This window comes from Paraburkholderia sp. D15 (assembly GCF_029910215.1).
Classification (GTDB): domain Bacteria; phylum Pseudomonadota; class Gammaproteobacteria; order Burkholderiales; family Burkholderiaceae; genus Paraburkholderia.
The window spans coordinates 916,438-932,368 of record NZ_CP110396.1 but is presented as its reverse complement, the minus strand read 5'-3'; the positions used below and the strand labels follow the sequence as shown (position 1 = coordinate 932,368).

Below are 15,931 nucleotides of genomic sequence, written 5' to 3'. Positions count from 1 at the left end.
GGAGTCAAAGTCGTCCCATTGTTTCCGCGATGCTCGACCGCAACAAGGCAAGCGATGATCCCGGTATAAACGCTGCCCGGCTCGGTGCTTTGCGGCGGTGCTTTCTCGCGGTGCTTCCTGATCTCGCGCCTGCTATGCATTGCTCATCGCAATGCGATTCAGGTTTTACTTCGTGTTGATGTACCAGAGCGCGTCGGTGCTCGGCGCGGGTTTCGCTTTCTGCGGCGCGGCGGCCGGCGGCGTGGGAGCGGGCGGTTGCGCAACCGTCTGCATGGCCTGGGCGGCCTGCGGTGCGGGTTGAGGCGCAAGCTGAGCGGCGGGTTGACGCGTGTCGGTCTGGGGCCGGCCCGTCGCCGGCAGGTTGATGTACCACATCGCGTCGGTGGCGGCGGCGCGGGCTGCCTTGTCGTCGCGAGGTTTCGGCGCGGTGGAGGAAGCTGTCGCAGTCGCCGTCGAGTTAGCAGTCGCCGTGGCATTCGCGGCCGATTTCGACGCGGCCGTCGCGGCCCCCGCATTCCCCGTCAGTGCCGACGCCTGCGCCGTGCCCGGCGTGCGCACGGCGCGCGCTTCGAACGTACCGCTCTGAAAGATCAGCGTCTGCTCGGCACGCGCGATCACCGCATACGGGAACTGCAGATCCCAGCGCAGCAGCACGCGCCCGTTCGGCGTCTCCGCGAAGATCGCCGGAATGTGCTTCATATCGATGAACTGGACGAACACCTTGGCGCCGTCGTCGAACACCTGCACCGGCTTCGCCTGATCCGCGCCGGTGACCGTCCAGCCGAAGTTGTACGCGGCGGATGCGGCAATCGTCGAGCTGGACGCGTTCGTCGCCGACGGCACCCCGGCCGGCACCCCCGACGGCATGCCGGCCGGCGTACCGGCACGGGGCCGGCCGGTCGTCTGCACGGGCGTCACTTCGAGGCTCGTGAAAGGACTGTAGGTCTGCGGCGGCGTGAAGGAGGGCGGAAGAATAGGCATGGAGGAATCCGGTGAAGCCGAAATGGATTGAACCGCATCATAGACCTTGCGTGCGTAGCTCAAACGCTTGTCCGGCGAGGCCGCGTTATAGGCGCCGACCGCATTCCAGTTCGGCCCGAACTGGCGAATGTTTTCCGACAGGATCCACGCGCCGACGTACGCATTGGTGCAGGGATCGAACAGGCTCTGCTCGGTGATGCCCTCGCGCGCGAGCACCGGCAGCCACGAGCTGTTGATCTGCATCAGGCCGATATCCGTCGTGCCGTTGCTGTTGGTATTGACGCGATTGGGCTGCATGCCCGATTCGACCTGCGCGATGCCGCGCATCAAACTCACGTTGACGTGCTGGAACGCGGCTGCGTCGTCGATGCAGTCGGCCCGCGCCGCGCCGGATGCGCAGAGCAGCGCGGCGGCGCAGGCGGCGGCTGTGATCAAGGGTGAGCGCGGCAATGGCGGCAATATCGACAACAATATTCGCCACTGCGGTGCGCGGTCGGTCGGCTTGTGCTTCGGGTGCGGCATGATCGGTTGGAATTGTTCTTTTGCGGGCCGCGTGATGATGGGGCGCGGCATTGGCCAGGAAGAAGCGCCATCTTACCTGCTGTCTACCTCGTGCCGCCGACGCGGCTGGCCTGTAGCGCGCCGAACGCGGCAAAGATGCGTTCGATATGGCGATTCTTGTGCGCGAGCGGGCCGCCGTTGCGCTCGTAGTGCGTGAGCATGGTCGCGTTGGCCTCGAACACGAAAACGCGGCCGTCCGGCAGCAGCGTGAAATCCACGCCGCCGTAGTCGAGGTCGAGCTTCCTGCCGATGGCCGCCACGGCGTCCCACGCGCGCTCGCCGAGTGCGGCGCGCGCATCGGCGAGAAAGCGCTCCTCTTCGTCGAGTTTCCACGCGTGGCGTTCCATGTCGGCGGAGAAGTAATGGACCATCCAGTCCGGCGAAATCGCCAGGTGATACGGGAACGGTTGCCGGTCCACGAAAATCGCCCGGTACTTGCGGTAGAAGCCGTCCGCCGACCGGTAGTCGACGAAGCTCGTCAGATAGTGCGGACCTGCGAGCGCATCGGGGCGCGCTTCCAGCGCCGCCGGCGACTCGCAGCGGATCACGCCGGCCCCGCCGTGCGTGGCGGTTGGGCGGGCCAGCAGAGGAAACGACACGCCGCCCTCGGCAAGGCGCCGCGCGAGTTCGTCGCGCGAGGCGGGCAGCCCGGCTAACGCCTCGCCGCGCACGCAAGGCGCGACGGCGACGTCGTCGAGACCCGCGAGCAACGCGCCGAGATCGTGACGGAAGGTTCTCGCCACGCTCGCGGGCGGATTGAGCAGCGGCCGCTCGCAGCGCGCGGCGAAGCGTTCGAGCCGCGCGGCGAGCGGCGCCGCGACGTCGGCATCGCCGATCGCGTTGAACACGAGGTCGTAGTGCGGAAGCTGCGCGTCTTCCTCGTCGCGCGCGTGGTCGATCGCATATTTGATGCGGCCGCAGACGGTGGTGGGGAACAGCGCGTCGAACGGCACGTTGCCGATGCCGCTGCCCGCGCACAGAATCAGCACGTCGAACGCGGGCGAGCCGACCCGTTCGACGTACACGCGCTGCAGTGCATAGGCGCGCGACCGGCAAGCGTCGGCCTCGGCGAGTTCGCCCGCGTCCGCGTGAATCGCGGCCAGGTTCAGATGCGCGATCGCGACCTTGGGGTCCAGCGCGAGCACGAGCCCGTACCAGTACGCGGCGCGGTCATGGTCGGCTTTCATCATGTAACCCGTGGCGACGTCGCACAGGCTGGCGGTGCTCGCATCGGGCAGGTTGGCCGCGTAGGCGTCCAGCGTCTGCGCGGCGATCAGGTGCGCGAGCGCGCCGAGTTCGTCGCCCCCGGCGCGCGACGCGTCGGCCATCGCGCGATGCAGGGCCGCGTTGCGCGGCGCGGCGGCCATGGCGTGAGTGGGCACGTCGTGATTGGATGTGTGATTCGGTGCGTGATTGGATGATGCCGTATGCATGCCGGACTGTCCCTCTGCGCGATGGCGCGCGCTCGCTGATTTGGCTTTCCTCGCATAGACTGCGCGATGATCGCGTGAGTGTAGCGGGAACCGTCGGGGTGCGGCGCGGCACGCGAGTCTGTGCGAACAGGAACAAGCAGAACAACCGATATCGACGATGCAACTGGAAACCGGAGTCAAAGTCAACGCAGGCAGCCGTCGTCTCGACGCGCTGATCGCAGGCGTTCTACGCGCGGCCGATCGCTCGGAGCGCTGGCCGTCGTGGCTGCACACGTTCATGGTGTTCGGCATCAAGCAGGCGTGGGTGTGCCTGTTCGGCGGCCTGATGGTCGCCTTGCTGATCGGCACGCATTTCTGGTACCCGGCGCACGCCGCGCTGCCGCGTTACGACGCGTTGACGCTCTCGGCGATCGTGATCCAGATACTGCTCGTCTGGTTCAAGCTGGAGGAGTGGGACGAGGTCAAGGTGATTCTGCTGTTCCACATCGCGGGCACGGGCATGGAGTTGTTCAAGACAGCGGTGGGGTCGTGGGTGTATCCGGAGGCCGCGTATCTGCGCATCGGCGGGGTGCCGTTGTTCAGCGGGTTCATGTATGCGTCGGTCGGGAGTTACATCACGCGTGCGTGCCGCGAGTTCGACCAGCGGTTTACCGGGCATCCATCGCTGAAAGTGACGCTGGCTTTGTCGGCGGCGATCTATGCCAACTTCTTTCTGCATCACTACTGGTTCGATTGCCGCTATCTGTTGATGGCCTGCGTGGCGCTCGCGTTCCGGCGCTGCCAGGTGTATTTCCGCATCGGCACGGTCTATCACCGCATGCCGTTGCTGCTGGGCTTCTTTCTGATCGCGCTGTTTATCTGGCTGGCCGAGAACATCGGTACCTTCAGCCACGCGTGGCTGTATCCAGGTCAGATGCAAGGGTGGTCGATGGTGTCGGCCGGTAAGCTCGGATCGTGGTTCATGCTGACCGTCATGAGCTATGTGCTGGTGACCCTGGTCAACCGCCCGCGAGCACCCGAGCCCTCGAACGGCGCGTAGCCCGGTGCTCGCGACGGCCGCCTTGCCGTGACATGACGCCGGAATGACCTGGCGTCGCGCGGCCGGCTACGAAGCCGTGCCCGCCGTGCCCGCCGCGTCCGTTTCCCGCCGCACGAAGCGGTGTTCGAGGCGCACGCGCAGCACGTCCTTCAGCGTCAGCAGATGTTCGCGCAGCACCCGAGCCTGTTGCTCGCTGATGTCGTCGAGATCGATACGTTGTTCGAGAACGGTGCCGCGCTTGACCACGGCCCAATGATGGACGGGTGCGTGCTGTTCCTTCAGATGCGCGGCGGCGCGTGACACGACGTCGAGATTGACGTCGGAGACGAGATGCAGCGTGTGGGTCAGGCGAAAGCCGGGCAGACAGTGTGACCAGTTGTCTTCCGGCTTGAGGGCGGGGGATGACGCGAATTCCTGATCCATGGCGACTCCGGAAAAAATTAAATTCGAACCGGTGCCGCTCGTGCCGCTCCCGCTTCGTTGCCGACTATCGGCCGCATCGCCTTGAGGCAACCACCTTGCCCGGGGAGGCAGGTTGGCGTTTGTACCGTTCGGTACTAACTCTGGATGCAGGACGCAGTCTAGCAGATAGCGCGGCGTCCGTGAAAGAGGCAGCGAATTTCAGCGAGCCTTTCAGTGACCTTGTCTCTCGCGTTGCACCTTGCCGAAATGGAGCGCCATGAAGATGCCGATGGCGAGTCCGCCGGCCAGCAAGGCCGCCGCATCGGGACCGGCGTCGGCCATGCTCGCGTGACGCGCGGCGATCAACAGGCCGACGGCGAGATTGGCGAATCCCCACAGCACATTGACGAGCGGCGACGAGTTGCCGATGCCGCGCGGCTTCGCGAACGGCGTCGGAAACGGGAGCCCTTGTAATCCGGCAACCAGATGGGGGACGCAATTGCACAAAAGCGCCCCGGCGAAAAACAACCAGACCTGCTGCATGGGTTCACCTCGAAGGGGATGGGAACGAAGGATCGCAACCGCTGCGGCTCGATCGTTCGAGCGGACATGCGTTTTGCGAGGATGGTCTCGCAAAATATAGTAGAGGCGACCCTCGCATAAGTCAAATGCCAGAAACGTGGCGAGGTGTTGTTACAAGTATCACTGGGTGAAAGTGGCCGGATAATGGCGGGAGCTAGATCGTGATAATATGCGAGGAAATCCTATCAAATCCTCGCTTACCGGATTGGTCATCATGATCTCGCCCAAACCTTCCGCCGACTCCACGCGGGCCGCCGAACCCAAAAGGGAGCGCGGACGTCAGCGCGTCGCCGCGATCATGGACGCCGGGGTCGAGGTCTTCACGGAGAAAGGCTACGACGCGGCGACCATGACCGAAATCGCAGCCCGCTCCGGCACCGCGATCGGTTCGCTCTACCGGTTTTTCCCGTCGAAAGAAGCGCTGGCCGACGCCTTACTGTTGCGTTACGCGCAGCACGTCAGGCACGGCCTCGCCGAGTTGGCGCAGCAGGTGCCCGACATGACGCTCGACAGCGTGGCCGACGCGTTCGTCGACTTCATGCTGGTGCTGCAAGCGCAGCGCAGTTTCGCGGTCGCGCTGGTCGATGCGCGCGGCGGCAGCGCGGCGCTGCGCGTGCAGTTTCGCGAGGCGGTACGCGGAGGCGTCGCGGATATTCTGCGCAAGGCGATTGCCGGGCTGAGCGCAAGCAGGTCGAAAGCCATGGCGACGGTGCTGCTGCCCATGATCAAGAGCGTGATCAACAGCGCCACCGAAGAGCCCGCCATGCGGGCCGTGCTGCTCGCCGAGGTGCGCGAGCTTGTGCGTCTGTATTTCGCGTCGGCGGCGGCGGGGAAAAAAGTCAAATAGGCGGGGATGTACGGCGTTTTGCGTCCGCTTCGCGACGTGCGGGTTTCTTTACCGATCGGGTTGCGGCCGTTTGATCTGTGCCCGGCCGAGCCGTTGCCGAGTCGCGCACGGCGCCAGGCGCCGCTGCGGGCGTGGTTGCTATACAGGCCGTGATACAGGCGGCGAGACGATGGGTCGCGATCTCGATCTGTTCGTCGGTGAAGCCGCCCAGCCCCAGGATCAAACCCGCCGGCCCCTTTCCGTTCGCATACATCGGCGACACCGCGCGCACGGCGACGCCGCTTTGCACCGCGAGCGCGGCCACCGCTTTATCGTCGACGCCGCCGCCCAGCCACAACACCATGTGCATGCCTTGATCGCAAGGCTGTAACCACGCGAGCTCGCGCGGCAGCACGCGCCCGACCGTTTCGATGATGCACGCGCGGCGCTCCGCGTACACGCCGCGAATGCGCCGGATATGGCGCTCCAGATGGCCTTCGGCGATGAATGCGGCGAGCACGTGCTGATCGGCATTCGGCGGGTGGCGATCCATCAGCACGCGCGCGCCGCAGAACGCGTCGACGAGATTCCTCGGCACGATCGCGTACCCGAGCCGCAGGGACGGGAACAGAATCTTGCTGAAGGTGCCGAGGTACACCACGCGTTCCGGGTCCTGCCCCTGCAACGACGGAAACGGATGGCCGGCGTAGCGCATCTCGCTGTCGTAATCGTCCTCGACGACCCACGCATTGGCCGAACGGGCCCATGCGAGCAGCGCGTTGCGTCGGGCCGTGCTCATCGGCATGCCGAGCGGGTATTGGTGAGACGATGTGACGAAGGCGGCGCGTGCGTTGCGGTTCAGCGCGATACCGGCGTCGACGTTCAGGCCCTCGGCATCCACGGGCACGCGGACCATACGCTCCGGGCGGCCGGTGCTGTCGAGAATCGCGGTGATGCCGCGATACGCCGGGTCTTCGACCCACGCCGAGTCGCCGGCATCGAGCAGGACCTGGCACGACAGATAAAGGCCTTGTTGCGTGCCGCTGGTAATGATCACCTGATCGGCTTCGCAGCGGACCGAGCGCGACCTTCTGACGTAACCGGCGATGGCTTCGCGCAGCGGCCGCGCGCCTTGCGGATCGCCATAACCTGCCGGTGCGCCGGCGCCGCGGGCGCGCAGGCGGTTGCCGAGGCGGCGCCAGACGTCGTCGGGCGCGGCGGGGCCCGTGGGGACGGAGACGGCGAACGGCGCCGCCGGCAGCACCGAAAACTGCCGCGCGATCTGCGCGAACAGGCGGGCGCGTTCGGTCAGCGGAGCGGGTTCGGCGGCGGCGCGGCGGCTCGCCGTGGCGGCGGGCGGCGTCAGCGATCGGGCGACGCGCGTGCCCGCGCGCGGCTGCGAGACCAGAAAGCCCTCATCGATCAGCTGATCGAACGCTTCGATCACGGTGCCGCGCGCAATATGCAACGACGCGGCGAGCGCGCGGCTGGACGGCAGCAGCTCGCCGGGCTTCAGGTCGCCGCGATTGACCGCGTCGCGCAGCGCCTGCGCAAGTTGCCGGCCAAGCTGGCCGGCGGCGCGATCCAGCGGGCCGATGGCGGGAAGTTCGACGATGGCGGGCGTTCTGGCCATGATTTTCTGGTCCAAGGAAATTGCATGAAACTGGCTCTACCAGCCAAACCAGTTTAACGCGAGAATCTGCTGTCCCCGGCCAATCCATCGCCCGTTCAATCGGAGCCAATAACGGAGCCTTTATGTACGTACCGACTCATTTCGACGAACCGCGCGCCGACGTGCTGCATGGCCTCATCACGGAAAATCCGCTCGGCATTCTGTTTTCGCACGGCAGGAACGGCATGGATGCCAATCACGTTCCGTTCGAATTGCATCCCGGCGAGAAAGCGCACGGCGTCCTCAAGGCCCATGTGGCGCGCGCCAATCCGCTCTGGCAGGACCTGAGCGACGGCGACGAAGTCCTCGTCGTGTTCCGCGCGGGCGACGCGTATATTTCGCCGACGTGGTATCCGAGCAAGCACGAGTTTCACAAGCAGGTGCCGACATGGAATTACCGCGTGGTGCATGCGCACGGCCGTATCACCATTCACGACGACGAGCGCTACGTTCGCGGACTGGTGGCGCGGCTGACGCGCGCGCATGAGGCGTCGCTGCCGCAACCGTGGAAAATGACGGACAGTCCCGCGGATTTCATCGATACGATGCTCAAGGCGATCGTCGGCATCGAGATCGAAATCACGCGCCTTACCGGCAAGATCAAGCTCGGCCAGAACAAGGAAGTGCGCGACATTCAGGGCGCCGGCGAAGCGCTCGTCGGGCGCGGCGAGCAGGTGATCGGCGAGGCGATGCTGGCATGCGCGGCGGTGAAGGGCTCGGCGAGCTGATCCGATCGTCGCCTCATCGATCACTAGTCGACGATGAACAAGGTGGCGCCCATCGCCGTCGAAGAGCGATGGGGTTCCGCGTTGTCCGCCACCTGATAGCTCATGCCGGGTTTCAACGTGAAGCGGCGTCCGTCTTGCAGCTCGGTGTCGAGTTCGCCTTCGACGCACAGCAGAATGTGGCCCTTCACGCACCAATGATCGGCGAGATAGCCGGCCGAATAGTCGACGCGCCGCACGCGGATCGCGCCGAACGTGCGGGTGCGCCAGCGCGCGACACCTTGTTCGCCACGATGCTCCGTTTCCTCGACGGTGTCCCAGTCCGTCACGCCGAATGGAAAGCCTGTCATCTGCATGACTGGTGAACTCCTGATCTGATCGTTGTGTCCGCCCCACCGCTATTCGGGGCGGGGGCGTGGTGTTCGACTTTAACGATTCGATGCGGTGGGCGGCAGATACAGATCGGTCGTTGGATCACCGCTACAGATGGTCTTGAGGGATGGTGGGCCGCTTGTCGAGCTTCCCGAGCTTATCGACCTTCTCGACCTTCTCGACCTTATCGCAACCTCTCGCAACCTCTCGCAACGAGCGGTTGTTCACGCCGATGGAATTCGCGACAATCGGGGCTCGCGCCGGTCCCTATCTGCTCGTGAAGCACTGAAAAGCATTGGAGAACCTCATGACCCGCTTTGCCGTCTCCCTGCGTGCCGCGATTTCCTGTAGTGTTTTCATCATGCTCACGGCGCTTTCCGTATTGACCGCCGACCCTGCGCAGAGTTGTACCCGTGTGCTCTACACGGGCGACGAAGGTCTCGTCATCACCGGACGGTCGATGGACTGGTCCGAGGACATGCGCTCCAATCTATGGGTGTTTCCGGCGGGTATCGAACGCAATGGCGCGGCGGGTCCGCGCTCGCCGCGCTGGACGTCGAAATACGGCAGCGTGGTGGTCTCGGGCTACGAGATCGGCAGTGTGGACGGCATGAACGAACGCGGGCTCGTTGCGAACGCGTTGTATCTGTCCGAAACCGACTACGGCAAGCCAGACCCGCAACGTGCGCCGATGTCGATCAGCCTGTGGGCGCAATACGCGCTCGACAATTTCGCCACCGTCGCGCAGGCGATCGACGTGTTGGGCCGCGAGCCTTTCCGGATCATTGCGCCACCGCTGCCGAACGGCAAACCGTTGACGATTCATCTGTCGCTCTCCGACGCGCAAGGCGATTCCGCGATTCTCGAATATCTCGACGGCAAGCTGGTGATTCACCACGGCAAGGCGTTCAGGATCATGACGAATTCGCCGATCTACAGCGAGCAGCTGGCACTGGATACGTATTGGAAGGGCGTGGGCGGCCTGACATTTCTGCCGGGCACGAACCGCGCGGCCGATCGTTTCGTGCGCGCGTCGTTCCTGCTCGACGCCATTCCGAAGCAACTCGATCCGAACTACATCGCCGGGGTGCCGAACCGGTCGTACGCGTTTCAGGCCGTGGCCGGCGTGATGAGCGTGATGCGTTCGGTCAGCGTGCCGTTGGGCATTTCGACGCCGGATCAGCCGAATTTATCGTCGACGATCTGGCGCACCGTGTCCGATCAGAAGAACCTCGTGTATTACTTCGATTCGTCGACGCGGCCGGATACGTTCTGGGTGTCGCTGCGCAATCTGAACCTCAAACCCGGCGCGCCGGTGATGAAGCTGACTATCGACGGCGGCCAGGTGTTCTCGGGCGAGGTGTCGGGGTCGTTTGTCGCGACGCGATCGTTCACGTTCATGCCGGCGCCTGCGCCGTGAATCAGCCCTTCAGCCCGGCCGGGCGAATCGACCAGCGCGTCGGCGTGAATTCGGTTTTGAAGCGTGACAGGAAGGACTGTCCCAACAAGCCATCCACTCCGTCTCCCAGCGAGGACGCCTCTGCACCATCCACCGTCAGTTCCACGTGCTGAGCCTCGGCGCGTCCTACCTTGATCGACGTGGCCGATGTCAATAACGCTTGCCGTTGGCCATTCACGGTCGTCATCTGAATCTTGCTCGCCCTGTCGACCGACACTTGCGCGCGTTGTGCGAAGCGGCGCGTCAATAGCGCGTAGGTCGCGCCGGTGTCGACGATAAATGTCCCGCTCACGCCATTGACAAGCGCTTTCACGCGAATCGTCTTGCCCGGCTGGCGCGGGAACGTATCGTCACCTGTAGCGTACGTGGATGGACACGATTGATGAGCGGAATAGGCGGCGATCTGCTGAACGGCCTGCGGCTGCGTTGCGCGGCCGGGTTCGGCGGACGCCCACATGCGGATCATGCTGATCGCCTCGCAGTAGCGCCCGGCTTTCGCGTGCATGTCTGCAGCCCGGACGAACAGATCGCCGTTGACTTGCGACAGATCCGGAACAAGTGCAAGCGCCTGCATATAGTCCGCGAGCGCGTTCTCGTAGTCTTGCGCTCCTTCCCGCGCCCGGCCTCGCATGAAGTAGAACTGCGGGTTGATAGCATCGAGTTGCACGAGGCGATCGGCGACGGCCATGGCTGCGCGATAATCGCTCACCGCGATCAGATCATCCGCCGCCGCATTCAGGAAGCCGTCCACGCGGCCGCATTGATCGACGAATTGAGTCAACGCGTTCGCGGCTTCGCGCCGGTATCCCATGCGTCCGAGTTGCACGGCCAGCACGTCCATGGCATCGCGATTGCAGGATTCCCTGGACAACTGCGTCAGCGCTCGCGACAGGTTGACGGCGGTCAGGTCGCTCGAAGCGACGGAATTCAGGTGATATTTTTCGACTGCCGGCTTGATGTCGTCGGGCAACGGAAGATCGCAACCGGCAAGCAGAATGGCCAATCCGCCGATGCAGAAGCGCAATGCGACGCTCATGCCGCGAATGCGCGAGGTGCGAGCGGCGATGCGCGGGGCGAAGGCCGGTGTGAAAGAAGTCGTGCGTGGTTCGAGTGGTGAATCGGTGTTTTTTGTCATTCTGGTCATGCCGCGTTTGATTCGTGACGGCGAATTGTAGCTATCCCGGCGCTGCTTTAGAGAGCAATTCGCTCACGGTCGAGTTACGCCTCGAAATGAAGGATAATTTTCCTTAATCCAACATGGGCAGCCCATGAACACACACCGCATGCTTTGTTTCGGCCGTCATGACGACAACGGCAATGCAGCCGTCGTGGTCGAACATTCGTCGTTGAATGAAGCGGAGCGTCTGGCATTCGCGCAGCGGCAGAACGCGGCGGCCACCGTATTCGTCGATGCCGATGCCGCCGGCGTGACGCAACTCGATTACTTCTATCCGCACATGCGCAGTCCGTTGTGCCTGCACGCCACCCTTGCTGCGAGCGCGGTGTTCTTCGAACGCAATCCGTCGATCGAGCGAACCCGCTTCGTCACGAGCATGCGTCGGCAGGTTCTCGATGTGTCGCGGGCTGGCCAGAACATTTTCGTCGACGTGAGTGCGCAGCAATGTCCGGCATTGAACATCGACGTTGCGCAAGTCGCGCGTTTATTGTCGACCGATGCAACGCATTTGATCGGTCTACCCAGACTCGCGTCCGTCGGCAGCGTGAAGCTTCTGGTGGAAATGAGCGACCGCAATTTACTCGATGCATTGCGTCCCGATCTTCCGGCTATCGTGAGTTGGGGAAAAGAAAACGGCGTGTCGGGTTTATATGTCTATTGCCATCTGCACGACGATGTCTACGCCGGCCGGAATTTCAATCATCTCGATCCTCGCATCGAAGATCCCGCGACGGGTGTCGCGGCGGGCGCACTGGCATCGTTGCTCGAACGGAGCATCACGTTGCAGCAGGGCGACGCGATGGGGCAACCGTGCACGCTCGAAGCTCGCTTTACACATGGTGGCGCGGTGCAGGTCGGTGGCCGGGCCGTGCGGGGTTCTGTCTGACTTTTAAACCTCTGTCGTGCGTCGCGTAGATTCGATCGGAAAAAACAATCCTCATAACGCGTACTCGCATCGCAATGGTTAAATCGGCTTGCCACCTACAGCTCGGCTCGCTAAGGTTCTCCAGCGTGGTGCGCCAATGGACATTGGTCGGATTCTCTGGATTATCTATCCAGAAAACGAGGCCTGATCTAACGGCGCTGGACGATTAGACTCGAACTCCCGACCAATCACACACGGAGAGTGCCATGGCTGACCATTCAATCAACGGGAAAGTCGTTCTGATCGCAGGCGGTGCCAAGAACCTGGGCGGCTTGATCGCGCGGGATCTGGCCCAGCAGGGCGCCGCTGCAGTGGCTATTCATTACAACAGTGCATCGAGCAAGGCCGCCGCCGACGAAACCGTCGCTGCCATCGAAGCCGCGGGCGCGAAGAGTGTCGCGTTCCAGGCGGATCTGACCCGCGCGGCTGCGGTCGAGAAGTTGTTCGCGGATACGATCGCGGCCGTCGGCAAACCCGATATCGCGATCAATACGGTCGGCAAGGTACTCAAGAAACCGTTCGTCGAAATCAGCGAGACGGAATACGACGAAATGACCGCGGTCAATTCGAAATCGGCATTCTTCTTCCTGAAAGAAGCGGGGAAGAATGTCAACGATCACGGCAAGGTCGTGACGCTCGTGACGTCGCTGCTCGGCGCCTTCACGCCGTTCTATGCAGCGTACGAGGGCACCAAGGCGCCGGTCGAACACTTCACGCGCGCGGCGTCGAAAGAATTCGGTCAGCGTGGCATTTCGGTCAATGCAGTCGGACCGGGTCCGATGGATACGCCATTCTTCTATCCTGCCGAAGGCGAAGATGCCGTTGCGTATCACAAGACGGCGGCCGCACTGTCGTCGTTTTCCAAAACCGGACTGACCGACATCAAGGACGTGGTGCCGTTCATTCGTCATCTGGTGAGCGACGGATGGTGGATCACGGGCCAAACCATTCTGATCAACGGCGGATACACGACGAAGTAATTTTCGACGAAGTACGCCGCGACGAAGTACTTCGTGCCCTACCGTCACGCGGGCATCGTAGCCGACCAGCGGCCGCGACGCCCGCCGAGGATTAAAAGGATCGACCGATGGACAAGCTCGACCAGTTGCGCATTTTCGTTCAGGTCGCGGATATGGGCAGTTTCATCAAGGCAGCCCATGCCTTGGATTTACCGCGTGCGTCGGTGTCGGCTGCGGTGCAGGAACTCGAATCGAGCCTTGCGACGCGTCTTCTGCACCGCACGACGCGGCGCGTGCAACTCACCGCCGATGGAATACAACTGATCGATCGCGTCCGTCCGCTGCTCGGCGATGTCGAAGATATCTTCTCGCTGTTTCAGACTCGCCAGAAGGAAGTGTCGGGCCGTCTGACCGTGGATGTGCCCAGCCGGATCGCGCGGCGCCTGATTGCCCCCGCGCTGCCCACGTTTTTGCGGCGCTATCCGCGTTTGCAATTGGGACTCGGGTCGACCGATCGTGCAATCGATCTCGTGCATGAAGGGGTGGATTGCGTCGTGAGAGTCGGGCACTTGCACGACAGCAGTCTGGTCGTGCATCCATTGGGCCATTTCGCGGTGATCAATTGCGCGAGTCCGGATTATCTGCGCGCCAAAGGCAGGCCGAGCCGGCCGGACGATCTTGCGCAAGGGCACGAGATGGTCGGCTATGCATCGCCGACGACCGCGCGTGAACAACCGTGGGAATTCGCTGCCGACAGTGAACTCCACAGCGTGCCTGTCGCGTCGCAAGTGGTGGTCAATAACGCCGAGAGTTATATCGCGTGCTGTCTGTCGGGTGTCGGCTTGATCCAGATTCCGCGCTTCGACGTGCAGCATCTACTCGACCGCGGCGAACTCGTCGAGGTGATGCCGGACTTTCGCGCGGCGGCCATGCCGGTGTCGTTGTTATATCCGCACCGGCGCCAGCGATCGCGGCGCCTGAATGCGTTTATCGAATGGTTCGAGGCCTTGATCCGGCCGCAACTCGAAGCGCGGCAGTGATGTGATGCTCTCGAAAAGCGCTGCGCACATGACAAGTGTCTTTTTGTTATTTAAATCGCGAGAAGTTGTAAGGCTTTCAATTGTGCCGTCAATGGAGCTTGTTAATTCGATTGGTAATGTGCCGTCATAAAGCCGGCGCCGGCCAAGGGTTTGCATAGGGCGCTTTGGCTCAAGTTTCCCACTATTTATGCCGAAAGCATGTTTTAGATATTCGGACTTGGGGGACGATTCTTATGACAATTAAATTGAAGCTCCGCTTGCTCATGCTGGTCACGCTGCTTGCCATTGGATTCGGCACGGTCGTGACATCGATCGGATTCAGTTCGGTCAACGGCGCGCAGGCTGCCTCGCACCGGTTGGAAAAGCAGGCGCGCGGTCTGGCGGATATCAAGGGCAGTGCGTTATCGACCATCGAACTCGATCCCACCACCGACGATACGAAGAAAGTATTTTCGGATGCCGAAGGAAATGTCGCGAAGTGGTCGAGCGTCATTCTGCCGTTATTCGATTCGTCCGAACAGCAGGACCGTTTCAGCAAGGTGGTGGCCGCATGGAATTCGTACGATCGCAAGTCGCGGCAATTGATCGACCTCGCGGCGCACGATTCGAAGGCGGCGAACGAGCAGGTCACCGCGCTCTATCACGCGGAATTCCAGCCGCTGCAGGCGTCGATCGAACAGATTATCGAAGAGGCCAACAGTCAGGCGGAACAGCGCAACGAAGCCGCGACCCGCACGAGCGCGACGGCGGTGCGCACGGTGATCGCGGTCATGCTGGCGGTGCTCGCGCTGGTGGTCGGCTGGATCATGGTGCTGTCGCGTTCGATCCAGACGGCGTTGTCCGGCATTCAGGGCACGTTGCAGCAGGCGAGCCAGTCGCTCGATATGACCTTGCGCGCGCCGGCCTACAGCAAGGATGAAATCGGCCAGACCGCCACCGCGTTCAATCAGTTGATGGACCGTATCCAGGCGGTGATGACGGAAGTGCGGGAGTCGGTGACGTCGGTGAGCACGGCGTCGAAGGAAATCGCGTCGGGCAATACCGATCTGTCGTCGCGCACGGAAGAGCAGGCGGCGTCGTTGCAGGAAACCGCGGCCAGCATGGAGCAGTTGACCGGCACCGTGCGGCAGAACGCGGAAAACGCGCGCCAGGCGAGCGGCCTCGCGGCGAACGCGTCCGACATCGCGGGGCACGGCAGCGAGGTCGTCACGAACGTCGTGGAGACGATGAGCGAGATCAGCGCGAGTTCGTCGAAGATCGCCGACATCATTGGCATCATCGACGGGATTGCGTTTCAGACCAATATTCTCGCGCTGAATGCCGCGGTCGAAGCGGCGCGCGCCGGCGAGCAGGGCCGCGGGTTTGCCGTCGTGGCCGGCGAGGTGCGCACGCTCGCGCAGCGTTCGGCATCGGCCGCGAAGGAGATCAAGGATCTGATCAACGCATCGGCCACGCACGTGAACGTCGGGACGGATCTGGTGGGACAGGCCGGCACGACGATGCGCGACATCATCGCCGCCGTGACGCGCGTGACCGACATCATGGGCGAGATCGCCGCGGCGTCGGACGAGCAGAGCAAGGGCATCGATCAGGTCGGCCAGGCCGTCACGCAGATGGACGAGGTGACGCAGCAGAACGCGGCGCTCGTCGAGCAGGCGGCCGCGGCCGCGCAATCGCTGGACGATCAGGCCGCGAAACTGCACGCGGCGGTGACGGTGTTCCGGCTATAGACGCAAGCGGGGCGCGCGCCGATCGACATGACGCTGCCTTTCACAGGC

Annotated in this window: 15 protein-coding genes, 1 pseudogene and 1 riboswitch; of the genes and pseudogenes, 9 read left to right on the top strand and 7 right to left on the bottom strand. The window is 63.2% G+C overall.

The window, feature by feature from the left end:
• Positions 1-165: 165 nt before the first annotated feature.
• Positions 166-1,416 carry a transglycosylase SLT domain-containing protein gene (locus LFL96_RS23955; RefSeq protein WP_281003184.1) on the bottom strand — a complete coding sequence of 417 codons (1,251 nt, stop codon included), beginning with the start codon at positions 1,414-1,416 and terminating at the stop codon, positions 166-168.
• Positions 1,417-1,586: 170 nt separating this feature from the next.
• Positions 1,587-2,975 carry a hypothetical protein gene (locus LFL96_RS23950; RefSeq protein WP_281003183.1) on the bottom strand — a complete coding sequence of 463 codons (1,389 nt, stop codon included), beginning with the start codon at positions 2,973-2,975 and terminating at the stop codon, positions 1,587-1,589.
• 157 nt (positions 2,976-3,132) lie between these two features.
• Here LFL96_RS23950 and LFL96_RS23945 point away from each other — a divergent pair, with 157 nt between their 5' ends.
• The gene (locus tag LFL96_RS23945; RefSeq protein WP_281003182.1) at positions 3,133-4,014 is read left to right on the top strand and encodes a DUF817 domain-containing protein; all 882 of its coding nucleotides are present in this window, start codon (positions 3,133-3,135) and stop codon (positions 4,012-4,014) included.
• Between the two features lie 66 nt (positions 4,015-4,080).
• Here LFL96_RS23945 and LFL96_RS23940 read toward each other — a convergent pair whose 3' ends face one another.
• Positions 4,081-4,437 carry a hypothetical protein gene (locus LFL96_RS23940; RefSeq protein ID WP_281003181.1) on the bottom strand — a complete coding sequence of 119 codons (357 nt, stop codon included), beginning with the start codon at positions 4,435-4,437 and terminating at the stop codon, positions 4,081-4,083.
• A 43-nt stretch (positions 4,438-4,480) separates the two neighbouring features.
• Positions 4,481-4,590, bottom strand: a riboswitch (SAM-I-IV-variant riboswitch).
• 57 nt (positions 4,591-4,647) lie between these two features.
• On the bottom strand, positions 4,648-4,959 hold the full coding sequence (locus tag LFL96_RS23935) for a hypothetical protein (RefSeq protein ID WP_281003180.1): 312 nt from the start codon (positions 4,957-4,959) through the stop codon (positions 4,648-4,650).
• A gap of 253 nt (positions 4,960-5,212) precedes the next feature.
• Here LFL96_RS23935 and LFL96_RS23930 point away from each other — a divergent pair, with 253 nt between their 5' ends.
• On the top strand, positions 5,213-5,845 hold the full coding sequence (locus LFL96_RS23930) for a TetR/AcrR family transcriptional regulator (protein WP_281003179.1): 633 nt from the start codon (positions 5,213-5,215) through the stop codon (positions 5,843-5,845).
• A gap of 160 nt (positions 5,846-6,005) precedes the next feature.
• Here LFL96_RS23930 and LFL96_RS23925 read toward each other — a convergent pair.
• Positions 6,006-7,457: pseudogene (locus LFL96_RS23925) on the bottom strand (PLP-dependent aminotransferase family protein); the annotation flags it as partial.
• 122 nt (positions 7,458-7,579) lie between these two features.
• On the opposite strand from LFL96_RS23925, the gene LFL96_RS23920 reads away from it, so the two are divergent.
• A complete protein-coding gene (locus tag LFL96_RS23920) occupies positions 7,580-8,224 on the top strand; it encodes an FMN-binding negative transcriptional regulator (protein ID WP_281003178.1) in 645 nt (214 codons plus the stop codon).
• A gap of 23 nt (positions 8,225-8,247) precedes the next feature.
• Here LFL96_RS23920 and LFL96_RS23915 read toward each other — a convergent pair whose 3' ends face one another.
• Entirely contained in the window at positions 8,248-8,577 is a 330-nt protein-coding gene (locus tag LFL96_RS23915; protein ID WP_281003177.1) for a DHCW motif cupin fold protein, read from the bottom strand.
• A gap of 323 nt (positions 8,578-8,900) precedes the next feature.
• Between LFL96_RS23915 and LFL96_RS23910 the strand changes: the two genes are divergently transcribed.
• Entirely contained in the window at positions 8,901-10,013 is a 1,113-nt protein-coding gene (locus tag LFL96_RS23910) for a linear amide C-N hydrolase (RefSeq protein ID WP_281003176.1), read from the top strand.
• A gap of 1 nt (position 10,014) precedes the next feature.
• Here LFL96_RS23910 and LFL96_RS23905 read toward each other — a convergent pair whose 3' ends face one another.
• Positions 10,015-11,055, bottom strand: coding sequence for a retroviral-like aspartic protease family protein (locus LFL96_RS23905; protein WP_281003175.1), 1,041 nt, complete (start codon positions 11,053-11,055; stop codon positions 10,015-10,017).
• On the opposite strand from LFL96_RS23905, the gene LFL96_RS23900 reads away from it, so the two are divergent.
• The 5 genes from LFL96_RS23900 (at position 11,048) to LFL96_RS23880 (ending at position 15,883) form a co-directional block, all read left to right on the top strand.
• Positions 11,048-11,227, top strand: a complete 180-nt coding sequence (locus tag LFL96_RS23900) for a hypothetical protein (protein WP_281003174.1) — start codon at positions 11,048-11,050, stop codon at positions 11,225-11,227. The genes LFL96_RS23905 and LFL96_RS23900 overlap by 8 nt on opposite strands.
• Before the next feature lie 93 nt (positions 11,228-11,320).
• Positions 11,321-12,115, top strand: coding sequence for a PhzF family phenazine biosynthesis protein (locus LFL96_RS23895; protein WP_281003173.1), 795 nt, complete (start codon positions 11,321-11,323; stop codon positions 12,113-12,115).
• 245 nt (positions 12,116-12,360) lie between these two features.
• Positions 12,361-13,134, top strand: a complete 774-nt coding sequence (locus LFL96_RS23890; RefSeq protein WP_281003172.1) for an SDR family oxidoreductase — start codon at positions 12,361-12,363, stop codon at positions 13,132-13,134.
• Positions 13,135-13,241: 107 nt separating this feature from the next.
• The gene (locus LFL96_RS23885; protein WP_281003171.1) at positions 13,242-14,153 is read left to right on the top strand and encodes a LysR family transcriptional regulator; all 912 of its coding nucleotides are present in this window, start codon (positions 13,242-13,244) and stop codon (positions 14,151-14,153) included.
• Between the two features lie 233 nt (positions 14,154-14,386).
• Complete coding sequence (locus tag LFL96_RS23880; RefSeq protein WP_281003170.1) at positions 14,387-15,883, top strand: methyl-accepting chemotaxis protein; 1,497 nt, start codon at positions 14,387-14,389, stop codon at positions 15,881-15,883.
• Positions 15,884-15,931: the final 48 nt, after the last annotated feature.

Excerpts from the sequence above, each read along its gene's own strand:
- LFL96_RS23950 (WP_281003183.1), bottom strand. The coding sequence starts at position 2,975 with ATGCATACGGCATCATCCAATCACGCACCGAATCACACATCCAATCAC.
- LFL96_RS23945 (WP_281003182.1), top strand. The coding sequence starts at position 3,133 with ATGCAACTGGAAACCGGAGTCAAAGTCAACGCAGGCAGCCGTCGTCTC.
- LFL96_RS23940 (WP_281003181.1), bottom strand. The coding sequence starts at position 4,437 with ATGGATCAGGAATTCGCGTCATCCCCCGCCCTCAAGCCGGAAGACAAC.
- LFL96_RS23935 (WP_281003180.1), bottom strand. The coding sequence starts at position 4,959 with ATGCAGCAGGTCTGGTTGTTTTTCGCCGGGGCGCTTTTGTGCAATTGC.
- LFL96_RS23930 (WP_281003179.1), top strand. The coding sequence starts at position 5,213 with ATGATCTCGCCCAAACCTTCCGCCGACTCCACGCGGGCCGCCGAACCC.
- LFL96_RS23920 (WP_281003178.1), top strand. The coding sequence starts at position 7,580 with ATGTACGTACCGACTCATTTCGACGAACCGCGCGCCGACGTGCTGCAT.
- LFL96_RS23915 (WP_281003177.1), bottom strand. The coding sequence starts at position 8,577 with ATGCAGATGACAGGCTTTCCATTCGGCGTGACGGACTGGGACACCGTC.
- LFL96_RS23910 (WP_281003176.1), top strand. The coding sequence starts at position 8,901 with ATGACCCGCTTTGCCGTCTCCCTGCGTGCCGCGATTTCCTGTAGTGTT.
- LFL96_RS23900 (WP_281003174.1), top strand. The coding sequence starts at position 11,048 with ATGGCCAATCCGCCGATGCAGAAGCGCAATGCGACGCTCATGCCGCGA.
- LFL96_RS23895 (WP_281003173.1), top strand. The coding sequence starts at position 11,321 with ATGAACACACACCGCATGCTTTGTTTCGGCCGTCATGACGACAACGGC.
- LFL96_RS23890 (WP_281003172.1), top strand. The coding sequence starts at position 12,361 with ATGGCTGACCATTCAATCAACGGGAAAGTCGTTCTGATCGCAGGCGGT.
- LFL96_RS23885 (WP_281003171.1), top strand. The coding sequence starts at position 13,242 with ATGGACAAGCTCGACCAGTTGCGCATTTTCGTTCAGGTCGCGGATATG.
- LFL96_RS23880 (WP_281003170.1), top strand. The coding sequence starts at position 14,387 with ATGACAATTAAATTGAAGCTCCGCTTGCTCATGCTGGTCACGCTGCTT.